16 protein-coding genes are annotated in these 12,256 nt (G+C 60.0%); 7 read left to right on the plus strand and 9 right to left on the minus strand.

The genetic code is table 11. The features are described 5' to 3' along the window. The first annotated feature begins 3 nt into the window (after positions 1-3). From AC1DFB_RS10515 to AC1DFB_RS10525, 3 genes are read left to right on the plus strand one after another with little or no spacing between them, the layout of a single operon-like run. The gene (locus AC1DFB_RS10515; protein ID WP_170799923.1) at positions 4-432 is read left to right on the plus strand and encodes a YeeE/YedE thiosulfate transporter family protein; all 429 of its coding nucleotides are present in this window, start codon (positions 4-6) and stop codon (positions 430-432) included. Then, positions 432-863: a DUF6691 family protein gene (locus tag AC1DFB_RS10520; protein ID WP_480921214.1), complete on the plus strand. Its 432-nt coding sequence runs from the start codon at positions 432-434 to the stop codon at positions 861-863. Before AC1DFB_RS10515 ends, AC1DFB_RS10520 begins: the two co-directional genes overlap by 1 nt. A 9-nt stretch (positions 864-872) precedes the next feature. Next, entirely contained in the window at positions 873-1,301 is a 429-nt protein-coding gene (locus AC1DFB_RS10525) for a TIGR01244 family sulfur transferase (protein WP_170511514.1), read from the plus strand. Between the two features lie 5 nt (positions 1,302-1,306). On the opposite strand, the gene AC1DFB_RS10530 is transcribed toward AC1DFB_RS10525, so the two are convergent. The 5 genes from AC1DFB_RS10530 to AC1DFB_RS10550 form a co-directional block, all read right to left on the minus strand. After that, positions 1,307-2,401: a FliM/FliN family flagellar motor C-terminal domain-containing protein gene (locus AC1DFB_RS10530; protein ID WP_480921215.1), complete on the minus strand. Its 1,095-nt coding sequence runs from the start codon at positions 2,399-2,401 to the stop codon at positions 1,307-1,309. A gap of 77 nt (positions 2,402-2,478) precedes the next feature. Then, entirely contained in the window at positions 2,479-5,160 is a 2,682-nt protein-coding gene (locus tag AC1DFB_RS10535; RefSeq protein ID WP_170397168.1) for an ATP-binding protein, read from the minus strand. After that, the gene (locus AC1DFB_RS10540) at positions 5,148-5,468 is read right to left on the minus strand and encodes a hypothetical protein (RefSeq protein ID WP_170397170.1); all 321 of its coding nucleotides are present in this window, start codon (positions 5,466-5,468) and stop codon (positions 5,148-5,150) included. Before AC1DFB_RS10540 ends, AC1DFB_RS10535 begins: the two co-directional genes overlap by 13 nt. Beyond that, entirely contained in the window at positions 5,465-5,845 is a 381-nt protein-coding gene (locus AC1DFB_RS10545; protein WP_170397172.1) for a response regulator transcription factor, read from the minus strand. Before AC1DFB_RS10545 ends, AC1DFB_RS10540 begins: the two co-directional genes overlap by 4 nt. A 78-nt stretch (positions 5,846-5,923) precedes the next feature. Continuing rightward, on the minus strand, positions 5,924-7,219 hold the full coding sequence (locus AC1DFB_RS10550) for a helix-turn-helix transcriptional regulator (RefSeq protein WP_170511509.1): 1,296 nt from the start codon (positions 7,217-7,219) through the stop codon (positions 5,924-5,926). Positions 7,220-7,395: 176 nt separating this feature from the next. Between AC1DFB_RS10550 and AC1DFB_RS10555 the strand changes: the two genes are divergently transcribed. From AC1DFB_RS10555 to aat, 4 genes are all read left to right on the plus strand, one after another. After that, positions 7,396-7,932 carry a helix-turn-helix domain-containing protein gene (locus AC1DFB_RS10555; protein WP_170397176.1) on the plus strand — a complete coding sequence of 179 codons (537 nt, stop codon included), beginning with the start codon at positions 7,396-7,398 and terminating at the stop codon, positions 7,930-7,932. Between the two features lie 149 nt (positions 7,933-8,081). Then, entirely contained in the window at positions 8,082-8,576 is a 495-nt protein-coding gene (gene accB / locus AC1DFB_RS10560) for an acetyl-CoA carboxylase biotin carboxyl carrier protein (RefSeq protein ID WP_170397178.1), read from the plus strand. 9 nt (positions 8,577-8,585) lie between these two features. Beyond that, the gene (gene accC / locus AC1DFB_RS10565; protein ID WP_170635420.1) at positions 8,586-9,932 is read left to right on the plus strand and encodes an acetyl-CoA carboxylase biotin carboxylase subunit; all 1,347 of its coding nucleotides are present in this window, start codon (positions 8,586-8,588) and stop codon (positions 9,930-9,932) included. Positions 9,933-9,983: 51 nt separating this feature from the next. Then, on the plus strand, positions 9,984-10,616 hold the full coding sequence (gene aat, locus AC1DFB_RS10570) for a leucyl/phenylalanyl-tRNA--protein transferase (RefSeq protein WP_170397182.1): 633 nt from the start codon (positions 9,984-9,986) through the stop codon (positions 10,614-10,616). Here the strand turns inward: aat and AC1DFB_RS10575 are convergent. The 4 genes from AC1DFB_RS10575 to AC1DFB_RS10590 form a co-directional block, all read right to left on the minus strand. Further along, positions 10,580-10,939, minus strand: a complete 360-nt coding sequence (locus tag AC1DFB_RS10575) for a DUF2155 domain-containing protein (protein WP_170424191.1) — start codon at positions 10,937-10,939, stop codon at positions 10,580-10,582. The two genes, aat and AC1DFB_RS10575, sit on opposite strands and share 37 nt — an antisense overlap. Beyond that, positions 10,936-11,388 carry an outer membrane lipid asymmetry maintenance protein MlaD gene (gene mlaD, locus AC1DFB_RS10580; RefSeq protein ID WP_170397186.1) on the minus strand — a complete coding sequence of 151 codons (453 nt, stop codon included), beginning with the start codon at positions 11,386-11,388 and terminating at the stop codon, positions 10,936-10,938. The genes AC1DFB_RS10575 and mlaD overlap by 4 nt, the downstream gene beginning before the upstream one ends. A 10-nt stretch (positions 11,389-11,398) precedes the next feature. Continuing rightward, positions 11,399-11,782, minus strand: coding sequence for an NADH:ubiquinone oxidoreductase subunit NDUFA12 (locus AC1DFB_RS10585; protein ID WP_010443266.1), 384 nt, complete (start codon positions 11,780-11,782; stop codon positions 11,399-11,401). A gap of 79 nt (positions 11,783-11,861) precedes the next feature. After that, positions 11,862-12,224, minus strand: a complete 363-nt coding sequence (locus tag AC1DFB_RS10590) for a RidA family protein (protein ID WP_170397754.1) — start codon at positions 12,222-12,224, stop codon at positions 11,862-11,864. Between the last annotated feature and the right edge of the window lie 32 nt (positions 12,225-12,256).

Here is a 12,256-nt window from a genome sequence, read left to right on the forward strand (position 1 = left end):
ACAATGAATATCGAATGGATTTCGGGTCTGGCTGGTGGTCTGCTGATCGGGCTAGGTGCCAGCGTTTATCTGCTGTTTAATGGGCGGATCATGGGGGCGAGCGGCATATTGGGCGGGCTGCTGGAACGCAGCGACCGGAGCGTATTGACGGAACGCCTGGCTTTCGTCGCTGGCTTGATCGGGATGCCCTTTTTGCTGCGCCCATTGATTACGCCGCAGGCCGAGACCCATTTGACCCCGGATCTGGCGATCGTGATCCTTGCTGGGCTGCTGGTGGGGGCTGGAACACGGATCGCCAATGGCTGCACGTCGGGTCACGGCGTTTGTGGGATTTCTCGCTTCTCGTTGCGCGGGATCGTCGCAACGGTGTTCTACATTCTTGCAGGTGGCCTGACGGTTGCGCTGTTTCGCCATGCTTTGGGGGTGATCTAATGCGCGCAGTGTTTGCTTTTCTCGCCGGATCGCTGTTCGGCATCGGGCTTTTGATCTCAGGCATGACCGACACCACCAAGGTGCAGGGGTGGCTGGATGTGTTCGGCAATTGGGACCCGACGCTCGCCTTTGTCATGGGCGGGGCGATCCTGCCGATGCTGGTGGCGTGGCGATTGACACGGAACAGGAGCCCTGTAGTGGGCGGACAGTTCCCCGCCCCGCCCCGTGTTGAACTGGATCGCCGTCTGATCGTCGGGTCGGTCCTGTTCGGCGTCGGTTGGGGATTGGCGGGTTTGTGCCCGGGCCCGGCGATGGCCTCGCTTGGATATGGGGGCGTTGGCGGGATTGTGTTCCTGATTGCGATGATCGCGGGCATGTTTGCGGCACCAAAGCTGGGTGCGCAACTGGACAGGATCGCCGACGCAGCCTAAGCAATTGCCATGGAGATTCGACCGATAACCCCCCGCTACGCCGTCTCACCTCAGATCTCGGTGGAGGACGTGCCAGCCATTGCCGAGGCCGGTTTCGTCAAGGTGATCTGCAACCGTCCCAATACCGAAGTTCCGCCGGATCAGCAGTCAGACGCCATCGGTCAAGCCGTTCGCGAGGCCGGGATGGAATATGAGGTTCTGGAGTTGACACACCAGACGATGACACCGGAAAACGTGGCGCTGCAACGCGATCTGGCCGAAAGCTGCAGCGGGCCGGTTCTGGCCTATTGCGCCTCTGGCACACGATGCTCGGTGATCTGGGCGCTGGGACAGTGCGATCGGCTAAGCACGGATGAAATCCTCGATGCGACCGGAAAAGCGGGCTATGCGCTCGACGGGTTACGCCCGGCATTGGAACAGCTGCGAGGGCGCGGATAAGCCTCTTAATCGCGGCCATTGCCTTCGGGCGCTGGCAGACCGGCGAGGTGCGAGATTTCCGTGACACGCTGTTCGGAACTGGCAGGCAACAAGTCGTCGGGTTCCAGGAGGGAATCCTCGGTCGTCAGATCATGCGCTACAATATCGTCATCAAGCGGGGACGACATCTCGTCATCCGGGGCCGAGGGCGTCAAGCTTGATTTGCTGGCCAGAAATCCGGCGCAGTCCTTGGCGGGCAACGCAGTAGGAGGGCCTTGTTCGTTGATCCGTACCGCACGCATTCCGCTGCACTGACCCAGACGTCCGATGGCGGTTCGGGCACGATCGATTGACAGAACTTCAACCCGATCCACCAGCGCGCCCTGCAGCGGCAGGACATCCCCGACGGACAATTCCGAAAGCGCTGTCAACGGCAAAGACAGGCGGCAGATCACGGTGTTCAGCTCAGCCCGAATTACCCCGGATGCCTGATCCAGATTCACCCCCGATTGGGTGATATCCGCAACCTGTTCCTGATCCGAGAGCGGGCGCTCGGGCAGCAGGATACAGACCTCGCCCTGACGCGGACCACCGGCAAGTTCGACCGTCAGATCAAACATGCGATAGACCTCATCCACCAGCGCCAGGTTCAGTGCGCGCCGACCTTCGGCGCGTGAGGTGAACTCATACCCGGACAGGCTGGCCATGTCTGCCGGGGACTCAACCAGTTTCAGAGCCCGGCTCAGCATATCCTCGATCAGAGGGGCGACCATGGCAGCGTCGGTGTCGGTAAACGCACGCTCGGGTGGTGGGTCAGAGGTGACCATGGCAATCGTTTGCTGCTGGACGATGGCAGAGACGCAACCCGGGTCCAGACAGGCCGCAGCCAGGCCGCCCTGATCCGAGGTAAACAGCAGCATCAACCACCCCTCATTCAGCCGGTCGGCTATATCTTCCTGCGCACGTACGGCCTGCTTTGCCCCGATGACCGACAGCGCCAGCCCCATGCTTTCGCCGGAGGCGCGTGCCAACCCCAGCCGCAAGGCGCGCAGGACCGAGCGGGGCGTGTCGGCACCGCATTGCCCCGCTGAAAGCTTTCGTGCCAGTGCTGATGTGGTCATGGCCCCGTTCCGCCGTTTGTCGATGCGATGACAATTTGTCTAACCCGGCGGAGGTTACGAATGTCTTTATGACGCCCTCATTGCGCGGCCTGACGAAAGGCCAGCGGAAGGCTGACGCGGAAGGCCGCCCCTCCCTGCCCCGGCAGATAGGCAACTTCGCCGCCCAGGCGCTGCATAATCTCTCGGCAGATCGCCAGCCCCAACCCTGCCCCGCCTGCCTTGTCCGAGCCGACGCGGGCAAATTTCTCGAATACCATCGATTGCGCCTCGGCCGGGATACCACCGCCGTTGTCGATGAAATCGATTACCACCTGCCCGCCGACATCATGGGCCGAGATGGTCAGCACCGGTTCAATGGCGTCGCAATATTTCTGGGCGTTGGAAATCAGGTTGATGAACACCTGCCCCAGCCGGTCGAGATCCGTGTGCAACGGGATACGTTCACTTGCGCGCACCCGCCGTACGCCAATCTTTCGATCACTGCCCGCCAGCGCGCTTGAAACGGCGCGGTCCAGAACTTCGCTTAGGGTGGCTTCGCCCATGTTCAGGCTAACCTGGCCGCTTTCCAGCACGCTAAGGTCGAGCAGATCATCCAGTAGCCGAGTCAGACGCAGCGATTCATCATGTATGATCGCAGCATAGCGGATTTGTTCCTCGGCGCTGAGGCCATCGGTGTCGCGCATAATTTCGGAAAACGCCCGAATCGAGGTCATGGGCGTGCGCAATTCGTGGCTGACCTGGCTAAGAAACGCGTCTTTCTGTTTCGAGACTTGCGTAAGCTTGGCATTCGCCTCGCGCAATTGACGCGCTGTGCGGCTGAGCTCAGTCGATTTCGCCTCAAGCTGGCTGGAATATTCCAACATCTGCGCGGACTCGTCGGCAACGGCCAACAGGTCTTCGACAGACACAGACGCCCCGCCAACGATCTGACCGATCATCGCATGGGCGGTTGCGGCCCCGACCGAGCCGCTGAGTTCGCGTTCCAGCCGTTCCAGAAACTGCGGCGTAGGCTCGGGCAGTCGTCCGGGGCGACCATTCTGGCGCTCGGCTTCGGCTTGAAAGAACTCTTGCGCGGGAATAGTGCCCAGAATCCGCTGGGTCATGATCATCAGGTCTTCGCTTTGCGCAACCGAACCGGTCCAGCCACGGGCTGAAACTGAATGGTCAAATACATTTACGAATTGCGCACCCTGAAGGCGTTCCAGCGGGCTGGGGAAGCTGAGCATCGAGGCGACACAGAATGCGATTGTATTCAGCGACAGCGACCACATGACCGTATGCACCATCGGGTCGATCCCTTCGATCCCGAACAACGCCTGCGGGCGGAGCCAACCCCAGCCGAAGGGTCCGTTTTCAATCACCGATGCCGGGACAATGCCGCCACCCATGCCAGGCAGCAGCAGTGTGTAAATCCAGAGAAAGAACCCGACGCTGAGCCCGACCAACGCCCCAGTTCGGGTCGCGCCGCGCCAAAACAGGCCGCCCACCAGTGCGGGCAGAATCTGGGAAATCCCGGCAAAGGCCACCAGCCCGATCGAGGTCAGGGCAGCCCCGCCCCCCGAAAGCTGGAAGTAGAAATAGCCCAACGCCATGATCGCCGCGATCGAGACGCGCCGCGCCATCAGCACGACTGTTCGCACATCACCAGAGACCGACGCGGTGCCTTCCTGCGTATTCAGCCAGATCGGCATGACCACATGGTTCGAGACCATGGTTGACAGCGCCATCGCGGTAACGATCACCATTGATGTGGCCGAGGAAAACCCGCCGATGAACGACAGCATCGCCAACCAGTCATTGCCCTGCGACAGCGGCACGGTCAGCACAAACAGGTCGGGGTTCGAGCCTTCGGGCATCAGGTCCAACCCAACGACGGCGATGGGCACGACAAACAAGCTCATCAGCAGCAGGTAGAGCGGAAAGGCCCAGGCGGCGGTGCGCAGGTGGCTTTCATCGTCATTCTCGACCACCATGACCTGAAACATCCGCGGCAAGCAGACAAAGGCCGCCGCCGAAAGGAAAATGAAAGTGGTCCAGCGCCCGGCATCCACATGCCATTGGCCAATTTCCGAGGCATCGATCTGATCCATCATCGGCCCCAAGCCGCCAGCGACGCCCCAGACAACAAAGATGCCAACGGCCAGAAGGGCGAAGAGTTTCACTACGGATTCCAACGCAATAGCGGTAACAACACCGTGGTGGCGCTCATTGGCATCCAGATTGCGCGTCCCGAAGAGGATCGCAAAGACGGCCAAGCCCGCCGCGACCCAGAACACACTGGAGCCTTCGCGATAGAGACCTGAGGGATCGGCCTCGGCAAAGATCGAAAAGGACAGCGTGATCGACTGCAATTGCAGCGCGATATAAGGCGTGCCGCCCAACACCGCCAGAATGGTCACGCACACCGCCAGTGTGTTGGACTTGCCGTATCGTGACGAGATCAGGTCAGCGATCGACGTCACGCGCTGGCTGCGTCCGATGCGTACGAGTTTGCGCAGGCCCCACCACCAGCTGATCATCACCAGTGTAGGACCCAGATAGATGGTTACGAATTCAAGCCCAGAACGCGCGGCGTTGCCAACCGCGCCATAAAACGTCCATGCAGTGCAATAGATCGACAGTGACAGGGTGTAGATCAGCGGGGAACGCAACCATTTCCCGCCGCCACGCGCAGCCAGCCGGTCCGCTGCGAAGGCGACGCCGAACAGAAGAACCACATAGCCCAGACAGACCAGAATCAGGACATTCAGGGTTGCCATGTCTCGGCCTCGGGCTCGGCAGTCTCGCGCGCGGTCATGCGTTTGGCGACGAAGCCGAAGATCACGCTGATCAGGATCAGAACACCCCAGCACGCAAAGATGTAGAACATGGCCGTCGATAGCGACAGAGCCTCGGCGCCTGCGCTATCATCCGGCCATAGAAGCGGCAGCGCGAGCATTGCGGCACCTAGGAACGGCAGCAGCCGCGCTGCATCCGCCAGCCTGCGCCGACGATAGCTTTGCCGTTCCAGAAACAGGGACGGACGAACTGGCGAGGGCCGATCTTTGCCGTCGCCCGCGGAGCTCATAACTGAGACGCCTGCGCATGCAGGTCGCGCACCGCTGTCAGGACTTCGGTGTTCGAAAACGGCTTGGTCATGAATCGGCTGACCCCTGCCTGCTCGGCCATTTCACGATCGCGGGATTGCCCGCGCGCGGTCAGCATCAAAACCGGCAACGCCTTCATATCATCATGTTCGCGCAGATCACGCAGCACATCCATCCCGCTTTTTCCCGGCAACATCACATCCAGAATCACCAGATTGGGCCGCGCGGACAGAATCACCTGCACCGCATCCGTTCCCTCGGCATGGGTTTCAACCTGCCACCCCTCGCGTGTCAGCAGAAACCGGATCGCCTCGGTGATGTTGGGCTCATCCTCGATCAACAGAACCTTGCGGCTCATATTTGCATATCCTCCCCATGACGGATTGCACGTCCGGCCACCCGTCCAGCCCAGATTAAGCGCTGCGTCACGAAACTGTCAAAACCCTTCGCTCAGGATCGATGGCTCGCGCCGCGCGCTGCATTCGCGTTTCGGGCATATCCGACAACTGGCTCCGGCTTGCGCCGCGTTTTCCGCAGGCTGCACCGTGTCTTCGACCGGCAGCACCAGCATGACCGATCGGTAGACCGGCTCGGCTCCAAATTCCTTAGCTGGCTGAGGGGTTGCGATTGCAAAACACTCAAACTCGGCAGCGGTTCGACCAAGCTGAACGACCCGTTTCCGGATCGGGACCAAGGGCCGATTCAAGGCGGTGAACAAGGGCCAGAGCGGACAGGCCTCGCCATGGCGCGGCAGAGCAAACCCCGGCGCGGGTTTAAAAAACAGAACGCTGCCGGAGGCGTCGCAAATCACCAAGCCAGCCGGACGCGCCAGCGTGCCTTCAGGCAGAAAGGCCAACCGTCGCAACACCGTAGCAAGATCCACTGAAAACACCGTCGCCAACGCCAGCGGATCGGGGTTTGCTGCATCCAGCGCGGCACACACCTGATCCAGCGGCATAGCGCGCGCGTCGGCGGCATAAAGGTCCAGCAACCCCGAGGCCACAGTGTTGGCCGCAGCGGAATCGAGCCCATCCAGCGGCACTTCGGTCAATTGCCCACCGTCTTCGAGTTCCGGGAAATGATATCCTTGCTCGGCAAAAAACGCCTCGACCGCGTCCAGTGGGATACCGCGCAGATCGCGCTGCCCGTCACTGTCATCCAGATAGGTCACCAGCGCTTTGGAGCTTTCGGCCAGTCGCTCGGCATCCTGATGCAGGTTGCGATGGAAACGGTCGCGCCATTCCGGTTCGATCTCTCCCGGTTCAGCCAAGATTGCAGCTGTTGAGCGGATGGCGGCGGCGGTCGACAGCACCTCGTGCATTGAGGCTGCCAGATGCGGGTCATGGGTCAGTCGGTCAGAAAGAACTTCGACAGTGCGCTCCAGCGACACTACGCGGCGATGCATCTGCGCCAGAACACCCGACCAACCGGGAAAGCGGCCGGCGAATTCTTCCAGCCCGTCCACCTCGGCCTTTTGGCCGACTGCATCCGCCGCGGCCTCGCGCAGAGCGGCGATGAGCGTCTCTTCGATCCCTTGAGTCAGCAGCGACGGCTCGACGGACAAAGCCGCCGCGATATCGACAAGCAGTTTGCCCCCAATGCGGCGGCGGTTGTGCTCGATCAGGTTCAGATACGATGCCGAAATCCCCACCTGCCGCGCCAGTTCCGCCTGTCGCAGCCCAGAGATTTGCCGTCTTTCGCGTATCCGGCTGCCGGTCAGCGTGTCGCGCATGGCGTTTATGTCCTTGGCTACTGCGGCTGCATTTTCAGATTAACTAAGTAATTATTATCTGTTGCCGACTAATTTTCAAAGAAGATTTACAACTTTGACAACGGCCAGAGAAAGAAACCCACCCTTTCCTGCCACCCACCCTTCTCTTTCGACGCAATACCCGTCACCATAAGAACATGAGCGATCCCGCCTTTGAATACGCCCCCATCGGCCTTGTTGAGCTTGAGAACCGGATCATCCGACGGTGCAATCTGCAATTTGCGCGGACCTTTGGCGGGGATGAGGTTGACTATCGCAACATGCCCCTGCTGCATCTTTATCCTTCGGTCGCCGATTGGGAACGGATCGGCGCGCGTAGTCTGCAGGTGATGCGCGATACAGGCTATTACACAGACGAACGGGTGATGCGGCGACGCGACGGTGACCTGTTCTGGTGCCGCGCGCGGGGGCGTTCGCTGACGCCAGACGATCCGTTCCGGCACGGGATATGGAGCTTTTCGGACATCTCGGAAGAGCGCCCCTTGGTGCAATTGACAACCCGCGAACGCGAAGTGGCCATCCTGTCATGCCGGGGTTTATCCGCGAAGGAAATTGGCGTTGAACTTGGGCTAAGTTACCGCACGATCGAGGCCTATCGCGCCCGCCTTTTGGAAAAATACGGAGCCCGCAAGCTACCAGAACTGGTCGCAAAATTGTCTGGAACGCCGCTGTAATCGCGACAGCCCTCGTAATTCGCGCAAAAACCCCCATTTGGCAGGCTTAGACGGCGCTTTTCATGGCCGTCTGCATGGCTTATAACCCTGCGTAATCAAACCAAGCCCGCAGCAAACAGACGGGCATAGGGGAACCTTCGAGGACACTCATGACAGATACCAAACACGAAGCGGATGTCGCGTTTATCAAGGCACTGGCCGAACTGCTGCGCGAGAATGACCTGACCGAATTGCAGGTCAAGCGCGAATATGGCGAGGAAGACAGCCTGAATGTCCGTGTCAGCCGCATGTCGCAGACCGTGGCCGCTCCGGTTCAGGTTGCGGTTCCTGCGGCTGCACCGGTTGCCGCACCTGCTGCCGCCCCGGCCGCTGCCGAAGCGCCCGCTGCCGTGGATGATCCCGCCAGCCATCCAGGCGCTGTGACCTCGCCCATGGTGGGTACGGTTTACATGCAACCGGAACCGGGCGCGCCTGCGTTTATCTCGGTCGGTGCATCGGTCTCGGAAGGTGACACGCTATTGATTGTCGAAGCCATGAAGACAATGAACCACATCCACGCACCCAAGTCGGGCACCATCAAACGCATTCTGGTCGGCGATGGTGATGCTGTGGAATTCGGCACGCCTCTGGTCATCGTTGAGTAAGGCGGGCCCATGTTCGACAAAATCCTGATTGCCAACCGAGGCGAGATCGCCCTGCGTGTGATCCGTGCTGCGCGCGAGATGGGGATCAAGACGGTTGCCGTGCACTCCACCGCCGACAGCGATGCGATGCATGTGCGCATGGCGGACGAATCGGTCTGCATCGGCCCCCCGCCCAGCCCGCAAAGCTATCTGTCCGTGCCCGCGATCATCTCGGCCTGTGAAATCACCGGCGCGCAGGCGATCCATCCCGGCTATGGCTTCCTGTCCGAGAATGCCGAGTTCGTGCAGATCGTCGAAGATCACGGCATTACCTTCATCGGACCCACCGCCGAACATATTCGTGTCATGGGTGACAAGATCACCGCCAAGGACACGATGAAGGAACTGGGTGTACCTTGCGTTCCCGGTTCGGACGGCGGTGTGCCAACGCTGGCCGACGCCAAGCGCATCGGCGAGGAATTCGGCTATCCCGTGATCATCAAGGCCACCGCCGGCGGCGGCGGTCGCGGCATGAAAGTCGCGCAAAGTGCCGATGAAATGGAAAGCGCCTTCATGACCGCACGCGCCGAGGGCAAGGCCGCCTTTGGCAATGACGAGGTTTATATCGAGAAATATCTGACCACCCCGCGCCATATCGAGATTCAGGTCTTCGGCGATGGCAAGGGAAAGGCAGTGCATTTGGGCGAACGCGACTGTTCGCTGCAGCGTCGTCACCAGAAAGTGTTTGAAGAAGCACCCGGCCCAAGCATCACCCCGGAAGAACGTGCGAAGATCGGTAAGATCTGCGCCGACGCGGTCGCCAAGATCAACTATATCGGCGCGGGCACCATCGAGTTCCTCTATGAAAATGGCGAGTTCTACTTCATCGAAATGAACACGCGTCTACAAGTGGAACACCCCGTGACCGAAGGCATCTTCGGCGTCGATCTGGTGCGCGAACAAATCCGCGTCGCCGCTGGTGAGGACATGTCGTTCGGTCAGGACGATCTCGAGATCAATGGCCACGCCATCGAGGTTCGCATCAACGCGGAAAAACTGCCGAACTTCTCGCCCTGCCCGGGCAAGATTACGGCCTATCACGCGCCAGGTGGTCTGGGCGTGCGGATGGATTCCGCGCTCTATGACGGCTATTCGATCCCGCCATATTACGACTCGTTGATCGCCAAACTGATCGTTCAGGGCCGTGACCGGGCTGAAGCTTTGGCCCGTCTGGAACGTGCTTTGGGCGAGTTGATCGTCGACGGTATCGACACCACCGTGCCGCTGTTCCACGCGCTGCTGCAGGAACCTGACCTGCACAGCGGCGAGTACAACATCCACTGGCTGGAGCACTGGCTTGCGGAGAACATGGCCTAATCTGACCAAAGGGCCGAAGGACAAACCCCCTTCGGCCCCGAGGCACCCGGCATGAGCCTTTCCCCTGAACTTCTGCTCCATGGCTATTCCATCGGCATTTTTCCGATGGCTGAGCATCGCGACGACCCCGAGTTGTTCTGGGTCGACCCGAAGTTTCGCGGCGTGTTCCCACTGGATGGGTTCCACATCTCCCGCAGCCTAGCGCGGCGTATCCGGACCTGTGGGTTTTCGGTAAGCATCAATCGCGATTTTGCGGGCGTCGTGGATGGCTGCGCCGACCGATCGGATACCTGGATCAATCCCGAACTGCGCCATCTGTATCAGGAACTACACCGGACCGGCCGCGCGCATTCCCTCGAAGTCTGGGACGGCGCTTCACTGATTGGCGGCGTTTACGGTGTAGTCCTCGGCGCGGCCTTTTTTGGCGAAAGCATGTTCTCGCGTCGCACGGACGCATCGAAGATTGCACTTGCCTATCTGGTGGATCGACTGCGCCAAACCGGGTTCACGCTGTTCGATACGCAGTTTCTGACGGCGCATCTGGCCTCGTTGGGCGCGATCGAGATCCCGCGTGCGGATTATCATAGCGAATTGAAACAAGCGCTTGACCTGAAAGCAGATTTCACCGCTGATCTGCAACAGACCCCTCAGGGTGTGATACAACGGATCACCCAGACATCGTAGCGGGCGTGATCCAACGCGTTCAGCGCGGGTGAGGTCGCAATCATCCAGCCATCAAACAGCTGCTGCGCCTTGCCCTGCTCCCAGATAGTCAAATAGGCAAAGGCGTCACCTGTCGGGTTTTCGGCTGGATAGCGACAATCACCCAGCGCGACATCCAGACCAAAGACCGACGTGGTCTCGCCGTTCTGCATTTCGATGTCCACCGTCTGCCCGCTGACCTTGTCCAACCCACGCAACATTGCGCCAGGGCCGGATTCGACCTTTTGCTGCGCAGCAGCTCCGGTTGCGGTGACTATCAGAGCCACCAGTGCAGGGCGGATCATTCGCTTCCGTCCCCGGCCACGAATTTGACCAGCAACGAGATCAGGCTGACCGCGCCTTGCGTATCGGTAATCTCATCACCCGCCTCAAAATAGAACGGGGAACCGCCCGGCATAACCTCAACAAAGTTGCCACCCAGCAAGCCTTCGGAAGAAATCACAGCGGCGCTATCGTCTGGAATAAGAATACCATCTGCCACGGAAAATCGGGTATCTGCGCGGTACGTATCAGAGTTTAGCGTAACGCCAGTCACTGTCCCGATCTTGACCCCGGCAAGGCGTACATCCGTGCCAACGCCCACACCTTCGAGCGAGCGGAAAGACGCGCCCAGCTCGTATCCTGCGCCGGATTGAGACAAGCCTGTGGATTGGCTGGCGTAGACACCGAACGCAATGGCGCAGGCCAGCACGGCACCGCCGACGATAACTTCGGTCTTCGTATGAGTAGACATCTGGCCTCGCTTATTCCGGGCTCCACGCCTCGTAATCGCTACGTTCAACCGGATCGGCACGACGCAGAGAACCGGCAGGTGCATAGGCCAGCGCGGTGCCGGTCAGATTCTCCTGATGCGGTTTTTCCCAGGACTTGTGCGCCAGAGGTTTATCGGTTGGCGGTTCATCCCATGTGCGGTGCAGCCAGCCATGCCAATCGGGATCGATCCGGCTGGCCTCGGCTTCGCCATTGAAAATCACCCAGCGCTTGCTGTCGTCGGCATTGCGATAGAACACGTTGCCCTCGTCGTCCTCACCGACCTTGATCCCCTTGCGCGCAGTGTAGAACTGCGTGTTCAGGGTGGCCCCGTTCCACCAGGTCACGGCCCGCAAAAGACTGTTCAGGATTCCCATCGGCTGCCTCCGGCATTTCTGTCCCAGAAGATATGGACCAAAGGCACGCTAAGGTCCAGTACTGCCAGCGCTACCTGCGTCATTCCGGCAGGATAGCGGTGACTTCAATTTCAATCCGGTATTTCGGATCGATCAATCCGCATTCGATCATCGTCGCTGCAGGAGGGTTCGCACCAAAGGTTTCGGCCAGAATGGGCCAGCAAGGTTCAAATTCGGTTCGATCCGGCAGCATATAAGTGATGCGCACGACATCAGAGAATGAAGCACCCGCCTCGGCCAGCGCGTTTTCGATGATAGACAGCGCCGAGCGGCATTGCTCCACGACCGTTTCACCTTGCCCAACAGTTCCCGCAACATGAACCCAACCACCCGCGACAACCGCGCGGCAATAGCCAACCTTGGCTTCAAACTCACCACCCGAAGAGATACGTCTTACTGTCATCGTGTCCTCAAACGAAAACGGCGCGGACATTG

It is taken from the genome of Ruegeria sp. S84 (assembly GCF_056583445.1).